Genomic DNA, 23534 nt, shown 5'->3' with positions numbered 1-23534 from the left:
ATTCCTATTCTTTTAAATTTATGGTCTAAAGTGTTAAATACTAGGTTGTTTTTCACATAGCATCGCTGAAAGTTGTTGCTGTTGTTCTTGTGTTAACGCTAAATTATCAGTGTTTGAAACCGTAAAAACATCATCTATCTTTTCACCAAAAGTTGTGATTTTTGCTGAGTGAATATTTAGTTTGTTTTCTTGAAAAATTTTCGCAAATTTAGCTAATAGGCCAGGTTGATCAAGCGCAATTATTTCTAATACCGTAGTTTTATCGGTTGCTGTTTCAATAAAGCTCACTTTAGTGGGAACTTTAAAGTTATCAATATAGGCGGGAACAGGTTTGTTTTTTACTTTTGGCAGTGGCTTCATTAATGATTTAGTGAGTTTGTTGGCTATATCTAATGCCCGACTGCTGTCCGTAATCGCTCTATTTTTTTGATCTAATACCACAAAGGTATTTAAGGTATAGCCTTTCTTACTGCTAATAATTTTAGCATCATGAATCGATAAACGCTGCGCGTCGAGTAAGGTTACCATTTTTGCAAAAATATTTGCTGAGGCTTTGGTATAAATAAATATTTCAGTACCGCCTCGATAAGGTTTAGGACTGATCAACACTAAAGGTTTTACGATACTATGTTTTATAATATGACGGCTATGCCAAGCAATTTGTACCGGTGAATAACGTAAAAAGTATTCGGCTTTAAGCTTTTTCCAAAAGGTTCTAATTTGATTAGCATCGCACTCGTAATCCTTGAGCAGTTCAAGTGCTTTTTCTTGGTTTTCTCGTGTTTTTGCACGTAAATCAACTTGTTTTTCGAGTCCGCGACGAAAGGCTCTTTTGGTATTAAAATAAAGCTCTTGCAGTAAATTTGCTTTCCAGCTATTCCATAAGCTTTCATTGGTTGCGCGCATATCAGCAACAGTTAAACAATAGAGATAATCTAAGTGAGCTTCATCCCTGACAATAGCAGCAAAAGTTCTGATCACTTCCTCATCAGCAATATCTCGACGTTGTGCGGTTACCGACATCACTAAATGGTTTTTGACTAACCAGGCAATCATGCGGCCATCGTGATCACTTATTGGGTGAACCTTGCTAAATTCTAACGCATCAACGGCACCTAGTTTTGCATGGTCACCACCACGACCTTTCGCAATATCGTGAAAAATGCCAGCAATATATAACACTTCTGGCTTACGAATACGCTGCATTATCTTGCTACAAAGCGGATAATCATTGTCGTGTTGAGGTTGGCTAAAACGATAAATATTTTTAATTAATCGGTAGCTATGTTCATCAACAGAGTATGCATGAAATAAATCAAACTGCATCTGTCCGACAATACTTCGCCATTGCGGTAAATAAGCGGCAATAATTGAATGGCGATGCATTAAGCTAAAGGTTAAGCCTAAGCCATTAGGATGCTTCATTATTTCGATGAAGATTCGTCGACATTCGGCGTAATCCATTAACCCTGAAATTAAACGTCTACGGGCATTTCTTAATAATCTGAGTGTCTGAGGGTGTAAATCGGTAATATTTTCATTTTGAGCAACCAGTAAAAACAGTTCCATAATTTTTACTGAACTCATAAAAACTCTGTCGTTTACTGCATTTATTTGGCCATCAATAATAATAAAATCTTTAGTCAGGGGGATCTTTTCAACCGGATGATTCTTTTTGATAATGGCGTATTCAAAATGCTGTAATAGCATTTTATTAAGTTCAGCAACACGGCCAATAATACGAAAAAATCGCTTCATCATGCGTTCAATAGCAAATTTACCTTCATCACCAAAGCCCATTAAACTGGCAACTTCACCTTGGTAGTCAAAGAGTAAACGGTTTTCATTGCGACCCGCAATAATGTGCAAAGCGGCACGCATTCGCCATAGATAGTCTTGACACTCTAATAATTCAAAAAATTCGTTTTGTGTTAAATAATGATGGGCAACAAGCTCTTCCAGTGAGTCGGCAACAAAATGTCGTTTGGCAACCCAAGCTATGGTTTGAATATCCCGCAGGCCACCCGGATTAGCTTTTAAATTCGGCTCTAGCGTATAAGATGCACCATGGTATTGTTGGTGGCGTTCATATTGTTCTTCGCGTTTGGCCAAAAAGAATTTTTTTGAGGTCCAAAAACCATCTTTTGCCAATAACGGATATAAATTCTGAGTGAGGGCTTCATTGCCACAAATTTGGCGCATTTCCATCAGATTGGTCGCTATGGTAACGTCGCTTTTTGCTTGTTTTATACATTCTTTAATACTGCGGACACTGTGACCAATATCGAGCTTTACATCCCATAACTGGGTAATAAAAGCGGATATTTTTTCCGATAAGGCATCACTGATCTTTTCTTGAGTCAGTAATAATATATCGACATCAGAATAAGGGTGTAACTCACCTCGACCATAACCACCAACAGCGAGTAAGCTAATTTGATCTTCATCTAAATTGTGTTGGCACCAAAGTTTATGGAGAATTTTGTCGACAAACTCTGAACGCGTTGACACTAATATGGATACCTCTACATAAGGAAATTTATCTTTTTGCCATTGCTGAAAATCGCGGCTAAGTTGACAAATATCTTGAGTAGAAATAAAGGGGGAGCTAACGGCTAAAGGGGTACTATATTCTATCGGAAAAAGAGTTTGCATAGCTGAATATTTTACTCAATAAGTTAAGGCGATAGACATCATGCTTTATTTAGCCATTAAAAAGCAAATAACGACTATCGCTAACTTATACTTTGTTAACAAAACCAGTAATAAAACTAGTTATGTAGATGTCTTGGAATCGTATCATCGCTATGCAGTGTTAAAATTTCACAGCCTGTGCGAGTAACCACAAGTGTATGTTCCCATTGTGCCGACTTTTTGCCGTCTAAGGTGTAAACGGTCCAATTATCTTCTTTATCTAGTAATGTATTAGCACGACCAAGGTTAACCATAGGTTCGATAGTAAAACACATACCTTCAAGCATTTTTTCTTTGTCGTTATTTTTATAATGAACGATTTGTGGTTCTTCATGAAAAACGCTGCCAATACCATGGCCACAATATTCTTTTACAATAGAGTAACGGCCTGATTTTTTTAAAAACTTTTGAATAGCAGTGCCAATTTCACCAAAGGTGTTGCCTGGTTTTACTTTTTTCAATCCGACATACAAAGCTTCTCTGGTGATACGACATAAACGATTGTCTTCAAGACTTACTTCGCCAATAAGAAACATTTTACTGGTATCACCGTGATAGCCATCTTTAATAACAGTGATGTCCATATTAACGATGTCACCATCAACTAGTGGCACATCGTTAGGAATACCATGACACACCACGTGATTAACTGAGGTACAAATTGATTTAGGAAAGCCATGATAATTTAATGGCGCTGAAATGGCATCTTGCACTTTGTCAGTATAGTCAGCGCATAGGGTATTTAACTCATTGGTTGTCACACCCGCTTTTACATAAGGTGTGATCATCTCTAATACGTCGGCGGCAAGTTTTCCTGCGATACGCATTTTTTCTATTTCTTGCTGAGTTTTAATTGTAATACCCATTTATTCCTCTATTGTCTGTTTAGTGTAAAGGCTACGGTTGTTATTTTGCCTAAAAGTGTCGTTATTGTCTATCGGTCTAGTTTTTTGCAAGTTCAAGCTCAACAGCTTCTATTATTGCACTCGGATTTTGTAAATATAAGTTATGGTTAAGTAAGGTTAGATTTTCATTATGAGCAATTAGTAGGGCGGGGATCGCTTTTGTACCAATATACTCTTGAAAGTCATAAATTTCTTGTAAAACAAATTCGGCTTCCTTGGCTATTTTACCTTCCTTAAATACTTTTGCAGGCGGTGATAGCTTAAGTTCATCAATGATAGGCTGAAAATCACTTTCGTGCGTAAACGCTGTGCCTTGTTCAAAATGCTGTTTTTGGATAGCTTCAATAAGCTCTAAGGTTAAGTGAGGCACTTTTTGACTAACCCATCCGATTAAATTAGCACTTAATGTTGAGTCTTTCTCTACATTAAGAGTCTTGACATATTCGTGACTAAATTCAATGTTAGCGTCATCTTCAACGGCATCAATGGTTTTTCGGCTGACTTTCTCATCTCCTTCATAGTGAGCACTGTGCCATAAATTTAAAGTGATATTTGGATAAGCATCAGCGATTTCTTTAACTAAAGAAGTTGTTGCAAAGCTCCAAGGGCAGTGTGTGTCATAAATAAAAAAGAGTTCAGTAGACATGGTCATATATCGCCGTAGTGTTAAGTCAAAATTTAATAAAAATATAGAGCCGCTAATTTTAGCGCGTACAGAAAAATTATCCCAGTAATATTATTACTATATTAATTAAGGAATATTGACCTTTAATTGTTAATTTCTAGCCTTTGGTAAATTAATATGGTATAAAGTGCGCCGTTAAATTTGTCGATTGAATAGCATAGATATTTAGATTTTATCTAAGTATTACTCAGTGTTTTCGGTTATCCGATTACTAACTTGTTGTTATCGATAGTGTTTAGCTTTTAAACTTGTATTATTAAAAATAATAATACTTATTATAAATTCACATACATTTATTAAGAATATGTCGGGGTGCTCAGTTTGAATTTGTCTTAATTATAAGCAAATAATCGAACAATAAAGAGTCAGGTATATTTGAATGTATGAACGCTTAACCCCCTAAACCAAATAAAGGAAAAATCATGCCAAACGTTTCTATGCGCGATATGCTTAAAGCAGGTGTTCATTTCGGTCACAAAACCCGTTACTGGAACCCAAAAATGAAAACTTACATTTTTGGTTCACGCGATAAAGTTCATATCATCAACCTTGAACAAACTGTTCCTATGTTCAATGAAGCCCTTGCTTTCTTATCAGGTGTTTCTGCGAAAAAAGGTAAAGTTTTATTTGTTGGTACTAAGCGCGCTGCAAGCGATGCAATTAAAGATGCTGCTATCAAATGTGATCAGTTTTACGTTAATCACCGTTGGTTAGGTGGTATGTTGACTAACTGGAAAACAGTTCGTCAATCAATCAAGCGTTTAAAAGATCTTGAAGCACAAAGCTCTGACGGTACTTTTGAAGCTCTTACTAAAAAAGAAGCTTTGATGCGTACACGTGAAATGGAAAAACTTGACAAAAGTCTTGGTGGAATCAAAAACATGGGTGGTTTACCTGACGTTTTATTCATCATTGATGCTGATCATGAACACATTTCTATCAAAGAAGCTAAAAACTTAGGTATTCCAGTAATATCTGTAGTTGATACAAACTCAAACCCAGATAACATTGATTTCATTATCCCGGGTAACGACGATGCAATTCGCGCTGTGACTTTATACACTGATTCTGCTGCTAACGCAGTTTTAGCTGGTCGTGAAAAGAACATTGTTGTTCAAGCTGAAAAAGACGGTTTTGTAGAAGCTGAATAACTTCAGTTTTTCATAATCTTTTTTGCTATTGCCACAAGCGTGTTTGCGCTTGTGGCAACATATTAATATTTATGCCCGGCTTTAAATAGTTTAGGGGATAACAAAATTTGAGGAATTCTCTCATGGTAATTACTGCTGCAATGGTAAAAGAACTTCGTGAACGCACAGCTGCGGGCATGATGGATTGTAAAAAAGCTTTACAAGAAGCTGAAGGCGACATGGAACTTGCGATTGAAAATATGCGTAAGAACGGTCAAGCAAAAGCGGCTAAAAAAGCTGGTAACATCGCTGCTGAAGGTGCTATTTTAATTAAAAGCGCTGATGGCGTTGCTGCACTTCTTGAAGTTAACTGTCAGACTGATTTTGTTGCAAAAGATTCTAACTTCTTAGGTTTTGCTAACGAAGTTGCAGACGCTGCTTTAGCATCAAAAGCGACAATCGAAGAGTTACAAGCTCAATTTGAAGAAAAGCGTATTACGCTTGTGACTAAAATTGGTGAAAACATCAATATCCGTCGCGTTTCATACGTTGAAGGTGCTGCATTAGCTTCATATAGCCATGGCGCTAGTATTGGTGTTGTTGTTGCTGGTGAAGGCGATGCTGAATCATTAAAGCACATTGCTATGCACGTTGCTGCAAGTAAGCCTGAATTTTTAACACCTGAAGATGTTGCTGATAGTGTTGTAGAAAATGAACAGCGTATCCAGCTAGATATCTTAAAAGCTGAAAACGATGCTCTTGATGATAAAAAGAAAAAACCTGTAGAATTACTTGAAAAGATCATTATAGGTCGTATGAAGAAATTTACCGGTGAAATTTCTTTGACGGGTCAAGCATTCATCATGGAACCTAAGAAAACTGTTGGTGTTGTTCTTAAAGAGAAAGGCATTACGGTTTCTAACTTTGTTCGTTTAGAAGTTGGTGAAGGCATTGCTAAGAAAGAAGAAGATTTTGCGGCTGAAGTTGAAGCACAAATTGCTGCATCAAAAGCTTAATTTTTAAGCATTTAATTCAGTAAAACAGTTCTTTTTTCAGTTTAGACTTTCGATAGTCAGCTAAACGTATTAAAATAGCCGCGGTCAAATTGATCACGGCTTTTTTTTTCGCCTATTTATAGACAAAATACAGGAATGTTTTTTATGAGCATCAGTCCAAAACCAATATATCGTCGAATTTTATTAAAACTTAGTGGTGAAGCCTTAATGGGTGAAGAGGGTTTCGGTATCGACCCTAAAGTTTTGGATCGTATGGCTCAAGAAATTAAAGAACTGATTGAAATGGGCATTCAAGTGGGTTTAGTTATTGGCGGCGGTAATTTGTTCCGTGGCGCTGGTCTTGCAGAAGCAGGAATGAACCGTGTTGTTGGTGACCAAATGGGTATGTTAGCAACCGTAATGAACGGCCTCGCGATGCGTGATGCCTTACATCGTGCTTTTGTTAATGCTAAATTAATGTCTGCAATTGACTTGGCGGGTGTTTGTGACCGTTATAACTGGGCTGAAGGCATCAGTTTATTAAAATCTGGCCGTGTTGTTATTTTCAGTGCCGGTACCGGTAATCCTTTCTTTACCACAGATTCAGCAGCTTGTTTACGCGGCATTGAAATTGAAGCTGATGTGGTTTTAAAAGCGACCAAGGTAGATGGCATCTACTCAGATGACCCGGTTAAAAACCCTGATGCTACCTTATATAGCCAATTAAGTTATAACGAAGTATTAGAAAAAGAACTCAAAGTAATGGATTTAGCCGCATTTACGCTCGCGCGTGATCACAATATGACTATTCGTGTTTTTAATATGAATAAGCCAGGTGCACTAAAAGCCGTGGTAATGGGCGGTAATGAAGGTACAACTATCGACCATTCAGAAAATTTAGTTTAATTTTTGATTTAAAGGAAATTCAACGTGATAAATGAAATAAAACAAGATGCTCAAGACCGTATGAGTAAAAGTATCGAATCATTAAAAAGCAATTTAAACAAAGTAAGAACGGGGCGAGCACATCGTTCTTTACTTGATAATATTGTTGTTGATTATTACGGTATGGAAACACCATTAAGTCAAGTGGGCAACATTGCTACACCTGATGCGCGTACTTTAGCGATTACTGTCTTTGATAAAGGCATGATCGGAGCAGTAGAAAAAGCAATTTTGAAATCTGATTTGGGCTTGAACCCATCATCTCAAGGAACACTTATTCGTATTCCTTTACCACCTTTAACAGAAGAACGTCGTAAAGATCTTGTTAAAGTGGTTAAAAATGAAGCTGAAAATGGCAAGGTCGCTATTCGTAATATCCGCCGCGATGCTAATTCAGATGTAAAATCATTGAATAAAGAAAAAGAAATCAATGATGATGAAATGCATCAGTCTGAAGATGATATTCAAAAATTAACCGATACTTATGTAAAACAGGTTGATGATATCTTATCTATTAAAGAAAAAGAGTTAATGGAAATATAACTTCTTTAACCGATAATATAAACCGTAGTTATTAAATGATCACTACGGTTTTTTTTACAGAAAATTTGAATCTAGCTTGATTAGTATGACGGAACGATTATGACTGAAGCAATAACAGATACTTTAATAAAAGTGCCGCAACACGTTGCCATTATAATGGATGGTAATGGACGTTGGGCGCAACAACGTGGAAAAACACGGGTTGCAGGTCATAAATCAGGTGTTGAATCAGTTCGAACATCAGTGAGTACTGCGATAAAATACGGGGTAAAAGCATTAACACTTTTTGCCTTTAGTAGTGAAAATTGGCAGCGTCCAGAACAAGAAGTTAGCGTATTGATGGATTTATTCATGTTTGTGCTAACACGAGAAGTGAAAAAGCTTCATAAAAATGATGTGCGCTTCCAAGTGATTGGCGATGTTTCACGTTTTTCAGAAACGTTACAGAAAAAAATAAAAGTTTCAGAAGATTTAACCGCAAACAATAAAGGTATGGTATTGTCTGTTGCAGCTAACTATGGCGGACGTTGGGACATCGCTAATGCCGCTAAAGTTTTAGCTGAAAAAGTATCCAATAACACCATGTCTGTTGATGATATAACCGAAGAAACACTCCATCAATATACTTGTTTAGCTAACTTACCTGAACTTGATTTACTTATTCGTACCGGTGGTGATTTTCGTATAAGTAATTTTTTATTATGGCAAGCAGCTTACGCAGAATTTTATTTTACAGAAACACTATGGCCTGATTTTGATGAACAAGCGCTCATTAACGCAATGGGATGCTTTGACCAAAGAGAACGACGTTTTGGTCAAACAGGTGAACAAATAAAAAATTAAGACTATAAATTAAAAACAATAATAACAATAAAATTAAATAGCATTTATAAGGGTTTCCATTTGTTAAAACAACGTATTATTACCGCTGTTATCTTAGCGCCTTTAACTATTTTCGCCATTTTCTATTTACCTCTAGATCAATTTGCGGCTTTGTTTATGGCTGTTATGGCTATTGGTGCATGGGAGTGGGGACCTTTAATGGGCTTTGCCAATAAGCGCCGTCGTCTTGCTTTTGTCTGTGCGACGATTATTCTCATATCAGCGCTTTGGTACGCACTACCATTGTTACAACTCTGGTCTATTGATGGACAGCTTCATTCAGGTGTGTCGCTGGTATTATGGATTGCTGTCGCTTGGTGGTTTCTATCTGCAACGCTGACCTTTCTTTATCCTCGCTACAGTAAGTTTTGGTCAAGCCATCGCTCTATTCGTGGTGTATTTGGCTGGTTAACGCTTATTCCTACTTGGCTCGCTTTTATGGTGCTGCGTAGTAATGATTACAACCAAGATCCGTATAATGGCGCTCAGCTGATTATGTTTTTATTCTTAATGGTGTGGAGCGCTGATGTTGGTGCTTATTTTGTCGGTAAATCTATCGGTAAACATAAACTTCTCCCCAACGTCAGTCCAGGCAAAACCCTCGAAGGCTTTATTGGTGGTGTTGTTTGTGCCTGTATCTTTATTAGTATTGCCGGTTACTCGCTCGGATGGCAGCAACATCAATTTACCTTAGCGTTAATTGTCACCGCTATTATCACGACAGTGTCAGTGCTAGGTGATTTAAATGAAAGTATGTTTAAACGCCAAGCAGGCATAAAAGACAGTGGCGCAATCTTACCTGGTCATGGCGGTATCTTGGACAGAATTGATAGTTTAACCGCTACTGCGCCAGTTTATGCATTATGTTATGCCTTATTAGGCTGGCAGTAGGTTGATATAAACGATGCGTAAACTTTGTATTTTAGGTTCAACAGGATCGATAGGTGTTAGCACCTTAGAGGTTGTTAGGCTTCATCCCACGTTATTTTCTGTTGAGTCTTTATCAGCGAATACTCGTGTTGACGAAATGTTGGCGCAGTGTCAGGAATTTAAGCCAAGCACTGTCGTTATGGTGGCCGAGCATGCCGCACAAGCTTTAAAAGTAAAACTTGACCAAAACGGTTTACAAAATATTCAAGTACTTAGTGGCGGACAAGGCTTAATTGATATTGCTCAAGCTGATACCACAGATACGGTCATGGCTGCTATTGTTGGGGCGTCAGGTCTTTTGTCAACTATGGCCGCAGTTAAGTCGGGAAAAAGAGTACTGTTAGCAAATAAAGAAGCTTTAGTGACTTCCGGCGCTTTGTTTATAGATGCGGTTGAAAAGTATGGTGCAGAATTACTGCCGATAGACAGTGAACACAATGCTATTTTCCAGTGTTTACCCGCTAATGTACAAGCTAAGCCAGGTCGATGCGACTTAGCAAGTAATGGCGTCAGTAAAATATTACTGACTGGCTCTGGTGGTCCGTTTAGAACTTTTTCAGTCGAACAGTTAGCAGAGGTAACCCCAGCACAAGCTTGTGCCCACCCTAATTGGGAAATGGGCCGTAAAATTTCTGTAGACTCTGCGACCATGATGAATAAAGGTCTAGAATTTATTGAAGCAAAATGGTTGTTTAATATCGACCCTGACGATATCCGCGTTGTTTTACATCCGCAAAGTACCATTCATTCAATGGTGCAATATAAAGACGGTAGCGTGATAGCTCAAATGGGTAATCCTGATATGCGTACCCCCATTGCTCATGCCTTGGCTTATCCGCAGAGAATTGATTCAGGTGTCGCACCTTTAGATTTTTTCAATACGCCATCATTTGAATTTGAAGATGTCGATTATCAAAAGTATCCTAATTTAAAATTAGCCATAGCTGCTTGTAAAAGTGGCCAAGGTGCATGTACAGCTTTAAACGCCGCTAATGAAATTGCCGTTGATGCTTTTTTGAACGAAAAAATAAAATTTACTGATATTGCAAAAATAAATGAAACTTCTGTGAATAAATTTGTCTCAGAAAGGGTGGCATCAATTGATGATGTTGTTGCGCTTGATGCAAGTGCTAGAGAATTTTCACGTAATTTAATTGCCAGTGGCTGCTTTGTAGTCAATGATGTGGCGATTAATGAAGTTAACGAAAAAGGTAATCTATAGTTGTTTGATTTTTTTTGGAATTTAGCCTCTTTTGTTGTCGCTTTAGGTATTTTGATTACGGTGCATGAATACGGTCATTATTGGGTTGCCCGCAGAAACGGCGTGCAAGTAGAGCGTTTTTCAATTGGCTTTGGCAAAGTATTATGGCGAAAAGTTAATAAAGAAGGTACAGAGTTTGTTATCGCCTTAATTCCATTGGGTGGTTACGTTAAAATGCTTGATGGCCGCGTTGATGAGGTCAAGCCCGAAGATATCGATAAAACCTTTAATAATAAAACGGTTTATCAGCGTATAGCAATTATTGCTGCTGGGCCCCTAGCAAACTTTGCTTTTGCTATTTTTGCTTTTTATCTGATGTTTCTAATTGGTGTGCCGAGTGTAAAGCCGATTGTTGGTGAAATAATGCCAGAATCTATAGCGCAGCGGGCGAATATTACTAGTAATAGTGAAATCATTGAAGTTGCCGGTCAAAAGACCCTAGATTGGCAAGATGTCAATCTAGCGTTAGTCTCGCAAATAGGTGAGAGCGCTTTTACTATAAAAACAAAAGAACAAGGTAGTGCTTCATCGAAAACTTATCATTTGGATGCGGCTAACTGGTCTTTTTCACCCGATAAAGAATCGGCCATTAGTAGTTTAGGTATTGCGCCTTATAGAGCTGCTGTTTATGCTGAGCTAGCCTATATTGAAGAGGGTAGTGTTGCAGATAAGGCCGGCCTAAAAGTTGATGACAAGTTAATTAGCATCAATAACGAAAGTATTAATGGCAGTTGGGCGATGTTTTCAAAAAATATTAGTCAACTTCCGGAACAAAACGTTATTTTAATCGTCGAAAGACTAGGTGAAAACCAAGAGATAATGGTAACACCGGCTTTAATTGAGCGTGCGGGTAAGAAAATAGGTTATTTGGGGGTGGTTCCAAAATCTGACTCTTACCCAAAAGAATATTTATTTGAGTTACGTTACGGCGTTGTTGATGCTTTAGGACAAAGCTTACAGCGTAGTTGGAACTTAGTAGTATTGAGTTTTGACATGATAGGCAAGCTCTTGACGGGTGATATTTCTGTTAAGAACTTAAGTGGGCCTATTTCTATCGCACAAGGAGCAGGAAGTAGTGCACAATATGGTTTGGTATATTTCTTAGGTTTTCTGGCTTTAATTAGCATTAACTTAGGTATTATAAATTTATTACCCTTACCAGTGCTTGATGGCGGGCATTTATTTTATTATCTTGTGGAAATTGTCACAGGTAAACCCGTATCAGAAAAAATACAAGAAATAGGTTTTAAGTTTGGTACACTAGCCCTCTTAGGCTTAATGAGTATCGCATTATTTAACGATTTTTCGCGGTTATAACAAAAGAAGTAATAAAAGTTAGCATTTATGATAATTAAAAAAATTGCCCTCGCGGTATTATTAGGTGCCTTAGGTACAACAGCACAAGCCTCTGAAGAATTTCAAGTAGAAGATATTGAAGTAAAAGGGTTACAGCGTGTCGCACTCGGTGCTGCTTTGACTCATATCCCTTTTAATACGGGAGATACGCTCAATGAATTCCGTATTTCTCAGTCGATAAAATCTCTCTACAAGTCGGGACATTTTAATGATGTTGTCGTTTATCGTGAAGGTAATAGAGTCATCTATCGTGTTCATGAGCGTTCAACGATCAGTGAAATCACCTTCGATGGCAATAAAGACTTAAAAGCAGAGCAATTAACTGAGAGTCTTGACGGAAGTAATATTCGAGTCGGTGAAACACTCGATATGACTATAATTTCCGGTATTGAGGTAGGCTTAGAAGATTTCTACCACAGTATTGGTAAATATAATGCCGATGTAAAAGCTGAAATTATTCACTTGCCTCGTAACCGTGTTGACATAAATTTTGTTTTCACTGAAGGCGATGCTGCAGCAATAGAGCAGATTAACGTCGTTGGTAATGAAATATTTTCTGATGTTGAGCTTCTTGAACGCATAGAACTTACCTTTGATTCTCCTTGGTGGGATTTTATGGCGCAAGACCGCTATCAAAAACAAACCTTACAAGGTGATATAGAAACGATTAAAAGTTACTATTTAGACCGTGGTTATCTGCAATACAAAGTAGACTCTACTCAGGTGTCAATGACCCCTGATAAAAAAGCGGTTTATATTGCCTTGAATATCACTGAAGGTGAACAGTTTAAAGTCAGTGAAATAGATTTTATTGGTGATATGGTTGGGTTTGAACGTACGATCCGAGCGATTAACCCATTACGTCCAGGTAAACTTTATAATGGTGCAGAGGTAACGTATACCGAAGAAACTATCAGTCGTTATCTTGGCCGTTATGGTTATGCTTACCCGAAAGTAACGGTTATTCCTGAAATCAATGAAGAAGAAAAAACGGTTAAACTGACTATTTCTATTGACCCTGGCAAACGTGTTTACGTTAACCGTATTAACTTCGAGGGTAATAATGTTACTGCCGATAAAGTACTACGCCGTGAAATGCGTCAAATGGAAGGTGCTTGGTTATCAAATAATGCTGCCGAAAGTTCAAAAGCATGGCTACAGCGTTTACCTTATTTGGAAAATGTTGAGTACGAAACTAAACAGTTACCAGGTGAGGATGACTTAGTTGATATTGACTTTACGGTTAAAGAGCAGCCCTCAGGGTCTTTTACTGCCGGTATTGGTTATGGTTCTACGACTAATTTAAGTTTAAGTGCAGGTATACAGCAAAACAACTTTTTAGGAACGGGTAACCGCTTGGCATTTAATGTTAATACCATGAGTTATCAGCAAAGTGCGAGTATTTCTTATACCGACCCATACTTTACTGTCGATGCAGTTTCTTTAGGTGGGCAAATATATTACAGCGAGTTTAATGCGGGTAATGCGAACTTAGTTGAATACAACAATAGAACTTATGGTATTGGGCTTAACTTAGGCTTTCCTATTAATGAATATGTTCGTTTAAACTTTGGCGTAGGTTACAAAAGTAACGGTATTACACGTTTACAAACTTATGAACAAATTCAACAGTTTTACGAGATATATTCTGATCCTAATAACCCTGATGGTGGTTTAGAATTTGAAAGTTTCGATTTGTCGATGGCTATATCTCGCACGACATTGAACCGTGGTACCTTTCCAACAGACGGCTCAAGTCAAAGTTTGACTTATAAAATGACAACGCCAAATTCAGATGTTGATTATTTTAAAATTAATTTAGACACTAAATGGTACTTCCCATTAACACAAGACCAACGTTGGACAGTGCTAGCACGTTTAAACGCCGGTTACGGTAATGGTTATGGCACCATAGATGGTAATGACCAGATATTGCCTTTCTGGGAAAACTTTAGAGCGGGTGGTTCTGATACGTTACGTGGTTTTGAAAATAACATTGTTGGCCCACGTGCGGTATTTCGCTATCCAACACAAATCACCGGTACTCCTGATCCGGTCGAGGGTGGAAGTAGTTGTTGTTTAGGCCAAGATCACGATTTTATTAACGTCTCACAGCGTTCTGTTGGTGGTAATGCCATTATTGTCGCGGGTATCGAACTTATTGTACCGACCCCCTTACTTGATGAAGGTTTTTCGAACAGTGTTCGCACCAGCTTTTTTGTCGATGTCGGTAATGTTTGGGATACAGAGTTCGACGTAGAAGATTACAACGATTTAGTGACCTCTGAATTTGAAAAGATTGATGATTATTCAGATGTTGGTCGTTATAGAAGCTCTGCCGGTTTATCAGTGCAGTGGTTATCTCCTATGGGGCCAATGATCTTTAGTTTTGCGAAAGCTCTAAAATCAGAAAAAGACGATGATAAAGAGTTCTTTAGTTTTAATATTGGTAAAACATTTTAATAAAGAGAACTTTCAGGCATAGTGCGTATAAATTTACTAAGGGGGTTTAATTCTTATAGTTAGCCCCCATAGCTATTACATGACAATTATAAAAATTAATGCAACTTATATCAAAGTTGTGAAGTAATAATATTTTGGAGATAAAATTGAAAAAATTCATTAAAACAGTTACTTGCTCTGCAGTAGCGTCAACGTTGTTATTAGCAAGCTCTGTAATGGCTGCTGATCAAAAAATCGCCGTGGTTAATTTCCAAGAAGTGATGAGTAAAATCCCACAAGCAACGGCAGTCATGCAGGTATTAGAAGCTGAGTTTAAAGATGATAAAGCTGTTTTAGCTCAGTTAGAAAAAGACATTAAGTACTACCAAGAAAAGAAACAGCGTGACGGTTCATTAATGAGCGCTAAAGATATCGAAGAACTTGATACTCAAATCGCAACATTATATCAAGATTACCAAGCTAAGGGTAAAGCGTTCCAACAAGCAACTGGCTTGCGTAAGAACGAAGAAACAAACAAAATTATTGCCTTGGTTCGTCAAGCTATCGACAACATTGCTGCAAAAGAAAAATATGACCTTGTTTTAGAACAGCAAGCCGTTATTTTTGCTAAGCCAGATGCAATGATTACTAATAAGGTTGTCGAACAGGTTAGTAAACTTAACTAAGTCTATCGCTAAGTCGTAGATGAAAGGTTGATTGAAGCCTTACCGTTATAAAACTTGCAACTATTATTGATAATATTAGTTGCAAGTTTTTTTTCTAGCCTAATAAAATCATATTGGTTTTAGCGTCTTTTCCAGTTATGCTCATTGAGCATCCATAAAAATATTAAGTGTTTATGTCTTATACTCTCAAACAGCTAGCTGAAAAAATTGGTGCTGAGGTTCATGGTGATGAAACATATATCATTCATTCACTTGCCACATTATCAACCGCTGATGCACAACAAATTGCATTTTTAGCCAATAAAAAATACAGCCAACAGCTTGCTGATACTAAAGCTGGTGCGGTTATTATTTCTTCTCAACACCTTAATGACTGTAATACCCATGCGCTAGTGATGAATAATCCCTATTTAGGTTATGCACTTACCGCACAATTACTTGATACTACTCCAAAACCGGCTAACAGTATTCATCCCTCGGCTCAAATTTCAGCGGATGTTACTTTAGGTGAGAATGTTGCCATCGGCGCTAATACTGTGATAGAGCAGGGTGTAGTTATTAGTGATAATGTTACTATTGGCGCGGGCTGTTTTATTGGTGTTCAAGCAAAAATCGGCGCAAGTACTAAATTATGGTCAAATGTTAGCATTTATCATCGTGTTGAAATTGGTCAAGATTGCTTAATTCAAGCGAATACGGTTATTGGCTCTGATGGCTTTGGTTATGCAAATGACCAAGGTAAATGGTTGAAAATACCTCAGCTGGGAAGCGTGATTATTGGTAACAAAGTCGAAATTGGTGCCAGTACGACTATTGATCGTGGCGCGCTAGAAAATACAGTAATTAAAGATGGTGTTATTTTAGATAATCAAATTCAAATTGCTCATAATGTTGTCATTGGTGAAAATACTGCAATGGCAGCTTGTAGTGTGATTGCAGGCAGTACCGTGATTGGCAAGAATTGTGTGATAGCGGGCCTTGTTGGTATTAATGGTCATATTGAAGTTGGTGATGGTTGTGTTTTTACCGGCATGAGCATGGTGACCAAAGATATTAATGAATCCGGTGTTTATTCTTCGGGCATGCCGTGCCAACCCAATAAAGAATGGAATAAAAATAATGCCAGAATTCGCAAATTAGAAAGTATACTTAAGCGCATTAAGAGTGCAGAGCATGACATCGAGCACTTAAACAATATTATTGAAAAGGAATAGTCCGTTGGAATTACCAAAAAACACCATTGAAATTGCAGAAATCAAAGCATTACTGCCACACCGTTACCCTATGCTTTTGGTCGATCGCGTTTTAGATTATCAGCCAATGAAAACATTGCATGCTATTAAGAATGTTAGTATTAACGAACCTGTGTTTAATGGTCATTTTCCTGATCTCCCTATTTTTCCTGGTGTGATGATCCTCGAAGCCTTAGCACAAGCAACCGGGCTTTTAGGCTTTAAAAGCACAGATGGCAGAGATAAAAATGAAATGTACTTATTTGCTTCAATTGATAAGGCAAAATTTAAAAAGTCTGTTGTGCCAGGCGATACTATGCATTTGCATGTCGAGTTCTTAAAAGAGCGTCGTGGTATGTGGAAATTTTATGGCGAAGCTAGGGTCGAAGGTAAAGTTGTTTGCTGCGCTGAACTTATGTGTGCAAGAAGAGTGGTGTAAATGGTGACTTCCAACAAGCAGAACTTAATTCACCCTCAGGCGATTATCGAAGAAGGCGCTAGCATTGGCAAAAATGTTAGTATTGGTCCTTGGAGTTATATTTCTAAAGATGTCGTTATTGGCGACAACTGTGTGATTAATTCTCATGTTGTCATTAAAGGCCCAACAAAAATTGGCGAAGGCAACAAATTCTTTCAATTTGCCAGTATTGGGGAAGATTGTCAGGATCTGAAGTATGCCGGCGAGTTAACCGAATTGATTATTGGCGACAATAATGTTTTTCGTGAATCTTGTACGGTCCATCGCGGCACGATTCAAGATAATAGCCTAACGCAAATAGGCAGTAATAATTTGTTTATGGCGTATACCCATGTTGCCCATGATTGTATCGTTGGCAGTCACTGCATTCTTGCAAATAATGCCTCTATTGCTGGCCATGTTCATGTAGGTGATTACGCTATTTTAGGCGGTATGACAGGCGTTCATCAGTTTTGTCATATTGGCGCGCACAGTTTTGTTGCGGCGAACTCGCTAATTTTAAAAGATATACCGCCTTATTTGATGGTGTCTGGTCAACCGGCTTCTCCTTTTGGTTTAAACTCAGAAGGGTTAAAACGCCGAGGTTTTGACAAAGAGGTTATTTTAACGATCAAAAGAGCCTATAAAGAAGTTTATCGTAAAGGTTTAAACGTTAACGAAGCTTTAGAAAAAGTTGCCGCATTAGCCGATAATATGCCAGAGTTAACCTTGTTTGCTGAGTTTATTAAAAACTCTAGCCGTGGCATTGCCCGCTAAACACGATTGTTAAAAGTATAGAGTAAAGGTTAATGACAAAAACAGTAGAAAAACAGGCTATTCTCCAAACATCACCCATTATAAATAGTTCAACTGCTCAGCAACCGCCCGTGTTTGGGCTTGTTGTTGGCGAGCATTCTGGCGATACGCTCGGCGCTGGTCTCATGAGCTCTCTAATATCTGTCTACCCTAATGCCAAGTTTATCGGTATTGGTGGTCCAAAAATGCAAGCTCTGGGTTTCGAAAGTTTGTTTGAAATGGAAGAGCTTTCCGTGATGGGCATTTTTGAAGTATTGGGGCGCCTCAAACGCTTATTTCATGTCAAAGACTGTTTAGTCGCGCAGTTTATTAATAATAGACCCGATGTGTTTATTGGCATCGATGCACCCGATTTTAATTTACGCTTAGAAAGACAACTAAAGAAAGCGGGTATTAAAACAGTTCATTACGTTAGCCCATCTGTATGGGCTTGGCGTGAAAAGCGTATTTTTACCATTGAAGCTGCTACCGATATGGTGCTGTCGTTATTGCCTTTTGAAAAAGATTTTTATGATAAATATGAAGTGCCCTGTACTTTTGTCGGCCATCCGCTAGCAGACGACATTCCATTTCACTCGGATAAGCGTGAAGCGAGACAAGCCCTCAACTTACCGCTTGATAAAAAAATACTTGCGCTTATGCCCGGTAGTCGTGGTGGAGAGTTATCTCGATTAACCGAGCCTTTTTTACTTTCTGCGGTAGAACTGTTAGCACAAGACCCACAATTACACTTTGTTGTGCCGATGATCAGCGATAAGAGAACCGAACAATTTAGCCAATTGAAAGAAAAAATAGCGCCAAATTTAGCGGTAACCATTATTACTAATAAAACCCAGCAAGTGATGGCTGCCAGTGATTGTTTACTCATGGCCTCAGGTACGGTAACCCTAGAAGCTGCGTTAGTTAAACGCCCCATGGTGATTTGCTATAAGTTCAATGCTTTTACTTATCACATGTTTAAAGGTCTAGTAAAATTAGAATGGTTTTCATTACCTAATTTATTGACGAAAAAAACACTGGTGCCTGAATTACTGCAAGGTAAAGTCAGCGTTGATAACATTGTGCCGTTAGTTAAAGAACGTTTATATCAAGACCAAACATCACTTGAAGATGAATATATGAAAATTCATCTCGCTTTAAAACAAAATGCCAGTCAAGAAGCGGCGAAAGCTGTCATGGATCTAATGTCAAAATGAGTAATGAAGCGGTAAGCGACACCAGTTTAACTCCCCTTAAGAAAGTGGCAAAAGCTAAAAAGATTTTCCCACCTTTTGAATACCCCATAGCTTACTGTATCGCAGGAGTCGATGAGGTTGGACGAGGACCTTTGGTGGGTGACGTTGTTACCGCTGCGGTTATTCTTGATCCCGAAAATCCTATTGAAGGTTTGATGGATTCAAAAAAGCTATCAGATAAAAAGCGTCAGTTACTTGCGGTGGAAATCAAAGAAAAAGCTATTGCTTGGGCTGTTGGACGAGCAAGCCCCGAAGAAATAGATACCTTAAATATTCTTCATGCCACTATGTTAGCGATGCAGCGAGCAGTACAAGATTTATCAGTAACACCTGATTATGTTTTAGTTGATGGTAATCGTTGCCCTATTTTTATGCAGGTGAATGGCAACATTGCTAGCCAATCTGTGGTTAAAGGCGATGATCGGGTTAGTGAAATAAGTGCGGCATCAATCCTTGCAAAAGTTGTTCGTGATGATGAAATGCTCGCTTTAGATGACTTACATCCCGAGTATGGCTTTGCAAAACATAAAGGTTATCCAACCAAAGCCCATTTAGAAAAAATAGTAGAGCACGGTGTACTTGATTGCTATCGAGCAAGCTTTAAGCCAGTAGCACAAGTTATTGCTATGCAGGGTGTTTTACCGACAAAAACTAAACAAGAAGACTCTCAGGTGAAGTGTTAATGTCAGAGCAAGTATTAGTTGATGCACCCGAACTAGTGTCAGTCAAAGCTCAACCAAAATTTATTCATTTGCGAGTGCACAGTGACTATTCATTATGTGATGGTTTAAATAAAGTAAAACCTATTGTCGCCAAAGCTTCAGCTTTAGGAATGCCGGCCATCGCGCTAACCGACCAAACAAACCTCTGTGGTCTGGTTAAATATTATCATGCTGCTCATGGCGCGGGAATAAAACCTATTATTGGTTGCGATCTCTGGGTTAAAAGTGATGAATTAGAGAATGAACTTTCCCGCATTGTTGTTTTAGCCACAAATAATGTCGGCTACAAAAATCTCACTGAACTCATTTCTAAAGCTTACCTTCGGGGTCATGTTCAAGGCAAGGCGGTTATCGATAAGCATTGGTTAATTGACTATGCTCCGGGTTTGATCTTATTGTCGGCGGGTCGCGAAGGTGATATTGGTAAAGCGCTGATTAAGGGAAATTTCGAGCTGGTCAATAAAATGGTCGATTTTTACCAAAGCTACTTTCCTGATTGCTTTTATCTTGAACTGATCAGAACCAACAGAGAAAACGAAGAAAACTATATCCATTTGGCAGTCGAGCTGGCAGAAAAAGCGTCACTCCCTGTGGTAGCGACGAACGAAGTGATGTTTATTTCTCCTAAGCGCTTTGATGCCCATGAAATACGTGTTGCCATACATGATGGTTTTACCCTCAACGATAAACGTCGCCCGAAAAAATATTCTAAAGAACAGTACCTTCGAACTGAAGAGGAAATGTGTGAGTTATTTTCAGACATTCCTGAAGCAATTGAGAATACGGTTGAAATCGCCAAACGCTGTAATGTTACGGTTAGGCTTGGAGAGTATGTTCTCCCTGACTTTCCAACAGAAGGTTTATCGATAGAAGATTACTTGGTTAAAGTGTCTGAAGAAGGTTTACAAGACCGCTTAGAGACCTTATTTGATAAAGACGCAGCAGATTTTGCTGAAAAGCGTAAACCCTACGACGAACGTTTAGCCATTGAACTTAAAGTGGTTAACAATATGGGCTTTCCCGGTTATTTTTTAATCGTGATGGAATTTATTCAGTGGAGTAAAGATAATAATATTCCTGTGGGTCCTGGCCGTGGTTCTGGCGCCGGCTCGTTGGTCGCTTATGCCCAAAAAATTACCGACTTAGATCCCCTTGAATATGATTTGCTCTTTGAACGTTTTTTGAATCCTGAACGTGTCTCTATGCCAGATTTTGATATCGATTTCTGTATGGACAGGCGTGATGAAGTTATTGATCACGTTGCTGAACTATATGGCCGTGATGCCGTGTCGCAAATTATTACCTTTGGCACCATGGCAGCCAAGGCGGTTATTCGAGATGTTGGCCGAGTACTCGGTCACCCTTATGGTTTTGTTGACCGCATCTCTAAGCTTATACCGCCAACACCAGGCATGACACTAGCCAAGGCCTTTGAAGAAGAGCCTAAGTTGCCAGAAGCTTACGCACAAGACAGTGAAGTCAAAGATTTAATTGATATGTGCCGTATTTTAGAAGGCACAACACGAAATGCCGGTAAACATGCCGGTGGTGTGGTGATATCACCAACCACCATTACCGACTTTGCGCCACTTTACTGTGACGAAGAGGGTAAAAACCCGGTAACTCAGTTCGATAAAAATGATGTTGAAGATGCCGGTTTAGTTAAATTTGATTTCTTGGGACTTCGCACGTTAACGATTTTGCAGTGGGCCATCGAAATGGCTGATGCAAAATTGTTAAAACAAGGCAAAGCGCCTATTGATATTACCCGCATTAATTTAGAAGACCCAGCCAGTTTTAAAGTGTTATTAAGATCTGAGACAACGGCAGTGTTTCAGCTCGAGTCTAGTGGTATGAAATCACTTATTGCCAAATTAAAACCTGATTGCTTTGAAGATATTATCGCCTTGGTTGCGCTCTTTAGACCTGGGCCATTGCAGTCTGGCATGGTTGATAACTTTATTGAACGTAAGCATGGTCGTGAAGAAGTAAGCTATCCGGATGCTACTTGGCAACATATTGACTTAAAGCCTATTCTTGAACCGACTTACGGTATTATTTTATATCAAGAACAGGTTATGCAAATTGCGCAAGTATTGGCGGGTTACTCGTTAGGTGGCGCGGATATGCTACGCCGCGCTATGGGTAAGAAAAAACCTGAAGAAATGGCCAAACAGCGTGATGGCTTTGAGCAAGGCGCGATCAACCGAGGTGTTGACGGCGAACTTGCGATGAAGATCTTCGATCTGGTAGAGAAATTTGCGGGTTATGGTTTCAATAAATCGCACTCAGCGGCTTACGCCTTGGTTTCTTATCAAACCTTATGGATGAAAACACATTACCCTGCGCCATTTATGGCAGCGGTAATGTCAGCCGACATAGATAACACCGATAAAATTGTTACCCTAGTTGATGAATGTGGCAATATGGGGATAGATTTACTGCCTCCTGATGTTAATGCCGGTCAATATAAATTTACCGTTAACGAGCAAGATCAAATTGTCTACGGTATTGGCGCAGTAAAAGGCGTGGGTGAAGGTCCTATTGATGCCATTATTGCCGCACGCGAAGCTGGCGGTGAATTTACCGATCTTTTTGATTTTTGCGCGCGACTCGATCTGAAAAAAATTAATAAACGTGTTTTAGAAAAATTAGTTAAAGCGGGGGCCATGGACAGTTTAGGGCCTAAAAAAATTATCAACGGTAAAGAAGTACCACATCGTGCTGTTTTATTTGAAACATTACCTGAAGCAATAAAGGCTGCAGACCAATATGCAAAAGCACAGGCAGTTGGACAGAATGATTTATTTGGCTTAATTAATGAAGCGTCAGCAGAGCCGCGACAAGCCTTTAAAGATGTGCCGATGTGGGCTGAAGAAGTTTGGCTTAATGCAGAGAAAGAAACGTTAGGTTTATATTTAACGGGTCATCCCATTAATCGTTTCTTAAGTGAAATAAAGCATTATGCGACTGGACGCTTAGTCAGTCTGCAACCGACCAGTAAAGACAAAACCACAGTTGCGGTTGGTCTAGTGTTAGGTGTTAGAGTTATGGTCAATAAGCGCGGCAGACGATGGGCCTTAGTTACGCTTGACGATAAAAGTGCTCGCATGGACATTAGACTCTTTCCCGATGACTATGATAATTTTGCTGAATTGCTGGTAAGTGACGCTATTTTGGTCTGTAGTGGACAGGTCAGCTTTGATGAATACTCCGGAGGCATTACAATGACCGCTCGAGATATCATGACGGTTGGTGATGCTCGTGAAAACTATGTCTCTTCAGTAGATATCAATGTCAATAAAAACAAGGCAGGCGCAGGTTTTATTGATAAATTTACCGAGGTATTAACACCTTATAAGGATGGTACGTGTCCTGTTCGGTTGTTTTATCAAAGAGATGAAGCAAAAGCTATGCTAGAATTAGGCGTACAATGGCGCGTTACGCCTGCAGACCCTTTATTACATGAATTAAGAACCTTGTTAGGTGATGGCGACGTTACTTTAAGGTTTAAATAATTTAGGGCGCATTAAAGGGTTATTTATTGTTAACCATTATAAAAAATTTATAACAAGGTCGATGACGGCTTTGTTAGCAACTTAATAGTCAAGTTAAAAT

19 protein-coding genes are annotated in these 23534 nt (G+C 38.7%); 16 read left to right on the top strand and 3 right to left on the bottom strand.

Annotated elements, in window-relative coordinates; all coding sequences use genetic code 11:
• Positions 1–33 precede the first annotated feature (33 nt).
• The 3 genes from glnD to A3Q34_RS03335 form a co-directional block, all read right to left on the bottom strand.
• Positions 34–2655, bottom strand: coding sequence for a [protein-PII] uridylyltransferase (gene glnD, locus A3Q34_RS03345; protein WP_070374059.1), 2622 nt, complete (start codon positions 2653–2655; stop codon positions 34–36).
• 116 nt (positions 2656–2771) lie between these two features.
• A complete protein-coding gene (gene map, locus A3Q34_RS03340; RefSeq protein WP_070374058.1) occupies positions 2772–3560 on the bottom strand; it encodes a type I methionyl aminopeptidase in 789 nt (262 codons plus the stop codon).
• A 76-nt stretch (positions 3561–3636) separates the two neighbouring features.
• Complete coding sequence (locus A3Q34_RS03335; protein ID WP_070376990.1) at positions 3637–4245, bottom strand: hypothetical protein; 609 nt, start codon at positions 4243–4245, stop codon at positions 3637–3639.
• A 461-nt stretch (positions 4246–4706) separates the two neighbouring features.
• Here A3Q34_RS03335 and rpsB point away from each other — a divergent pair, with 461 nt between their 5' ends.
• The 16 genes from rpsB (at position 4707) to dnaE (ending at position 23434) form a co-directional block, all read left to right on the top strand.
• Entirely contained in the window at positions 4707–5435 is a 729-nt protein-coding gene (rpsB, locus tag A3Q34_RS03330; RefSeq protein ID WP_070374057.1) for a 30S ribosomal protein S2, read from the top strand.
• 122 nt (positions 5436–5557) lie between these two features.
• Positions 5558–6430 (top strand): translation elongation factor Ts, encoded by an 873-nt coding sequence (gene tsf, locus A3Q34_RS03325; RefSeq protein ID WP_070374056.1) that lies wholly within the window; start codon positions 5558–5560, stop codon positions 6428–6430.
• Positions 6431–6574: 144 nt separating this feature from the next.
• Complete coding sequence (gene pyrH, locus A3Q34_RS03320; protein WP_070374055.1) at positions 6575–7315, top strand: UMP kinase; 741 nt, start codon at positions 6575–6577, stop codon at positions 7313–7315.
• A gap of 24 nt (positions 7316–7339) precedes the next feature.
• A complete protein-coding gene (gene frr, locus A3Q34_RS03315; protein WP_070374054.1) occupies positions 7340–7897 on the top strand; it encodes a ribosome recycling factor in 558 nt (185 codons plus the stop codon).
• Between the two features lie 99 nt (positions 7898–7996).
• On the top strand, positions 7997–8740 hold the full coding sequence (gene uppS / locus A3Q34_RS03310; RefSeq protein ID WP_070374053.1) for a polyprenyl diphosphate synthase: 744 nt from the start codon (positions 7997–7999) through the stop codon (positions 8738–8740).
• A gap of 60 nt (positions 8741–8800) precedes the next feature.
• Complete coding sequence (locus A3Q34_RS03305) at positions 8801–9670, top strand: phosphatidate cytidylyltransferase (protein ID WP_070374052.1); 870 nt, start codon at positions 8801–8803, stop codon at positions 9668–9670.
• A 13-nt stretch (positions 9671–9683) separates the two neighbouring features.
• Positions 9684–10931 (top strand): 1-deoxy-D-xylulose-5-phosphate reductoisomerase, encoded by a 1248-nt coding sequence (gene ispC / locus A3Q34_RS03300; protein WP_070374051.1) that lies wholly within the window; start codon positions 9684–9686, stop codon positions 10929–10931.
• Entirely contained in the window at positions 10932–12287 is a 1356-nt protein-coding gene (gene rseP / locus A3Q34_RS03295) for a sigma E protease regulator RseP (RefSeq protein WP_070374050.1), read from the top strand.
• Positions 12288–12314: 27 nt separating this feature from the next.
• Positions 12315–14789, top strand: a complete 2475-nt coding sequence (gene bamA, locus A3Q34_RS03290) for an outer membrane protein assembly factor BamA (protein WP_070374049.1) — start codon at positions 12315–12317, stop codon at positions 14787–14789.
• Positions 14790–14935: 146 nt separating this feature from the next.
• Positions 14936–15454 carry an OmpH family outer membrane protein gene (locus A3Q34_RS03285; protein WP_070374048.1) on the top strand — a complete coding sequence of 173 codons (519 nt, stop codon included), beginning with the start codon at positions 14936–14938 and terminating at the stop codon, positions 15452–15454.
• A 173-nt stretch (positions 15455–15627) separates the two neighbouring features.
• Positions 15628–16668 carry a UDP-3-O-(3-hydroxymyristoyl)glucosamine N-acyltransferase gene (gene lpxD, locus A3Q34_RS03280; protein WP_070374047.1) on the top strand — a complete coding sequence of 347 codons (1041 nt, stop codon included), beginning with the start codon at positions 15628–15630 and terminating at the stop codon, positions 16666–16668.
• A gap of 4 nt (positions 16669–16672) precedes the next feature.
• On the top strand, positions 16673–17125 hold the full coding sequence (fabZ, locus tag A3Q34_RS03275) for a 3-hydroxyacyl-ACP dehydratase FabZ (protein ID WP_070374046.1): 453 nt from the start codon (positions 16673–16675) through the stop codon (positions 17123–17125).
• Positions 17126–17920: an acyl-ACP--UDP-N-acetylglucosamine O-acyltransferase gene (gene lpxA / locus A3Q34_RS03270; protein ID WP_070374045.1), complete on the top strand. Its 795-nt coding sequence runs from the start codon at positions 17126–17128 to the stop codon at positions 17918–17920. It abuts the gene before it with no gap.
• Between the two features lie 32 nt (positions 17921–17952).
• Positions 17953–19155, top strand: coding sequence for a lipid-A-disaccharide synthase (gene lpxB / locus A3Q34_RS03265; protein WP_083277880.1), 1203 nt, complete (start codon positions 17953–17955; stop codon positions 19153–19155).
• The gene (rnhB, locus tag A3Q34_RS03260) at positions 19152–19877 is read left to right on the top strand and encodes a ribonuclease HII (RefSeq protein WP_070374044.1); all 726 of its coding nucleotides are present in this window, start codon (positions 19152–19154) and stop codon (positions 19875–19877) included. Before lpxB ends, rnhB begins: the two co-directional genes overlap by 4 nt.
• A complete protein-coding gene (gene dnaE / locus A3Q34_RS03255) occupies positions 19877–23434 on the top strand; it encodes a DNA polymerase III subunit alpha (RefSeq protein WP_070374043.1) in 3558 nt (1185 codons plus the stop codon). Before rnhB ends, dnaE begins: the two co-directional genes overlap by 1 nt.
• The last annotated feature ends 100 nt before the right edge of the window (positions 23435–23534 follow it).

Origin of the sequence: Colwellia sp. PAMC 20917 (assembly GCF_001767295.1) — a bacterium.
GTDB lineage: Bacteria > Pseudomonadota > Gammaproteobacteria > Enterobacterales > Alteromonadaceae > Colwellia_A.
This window is presented reverse-complemented; position numbering and strand designations above follow the sequence as displayed.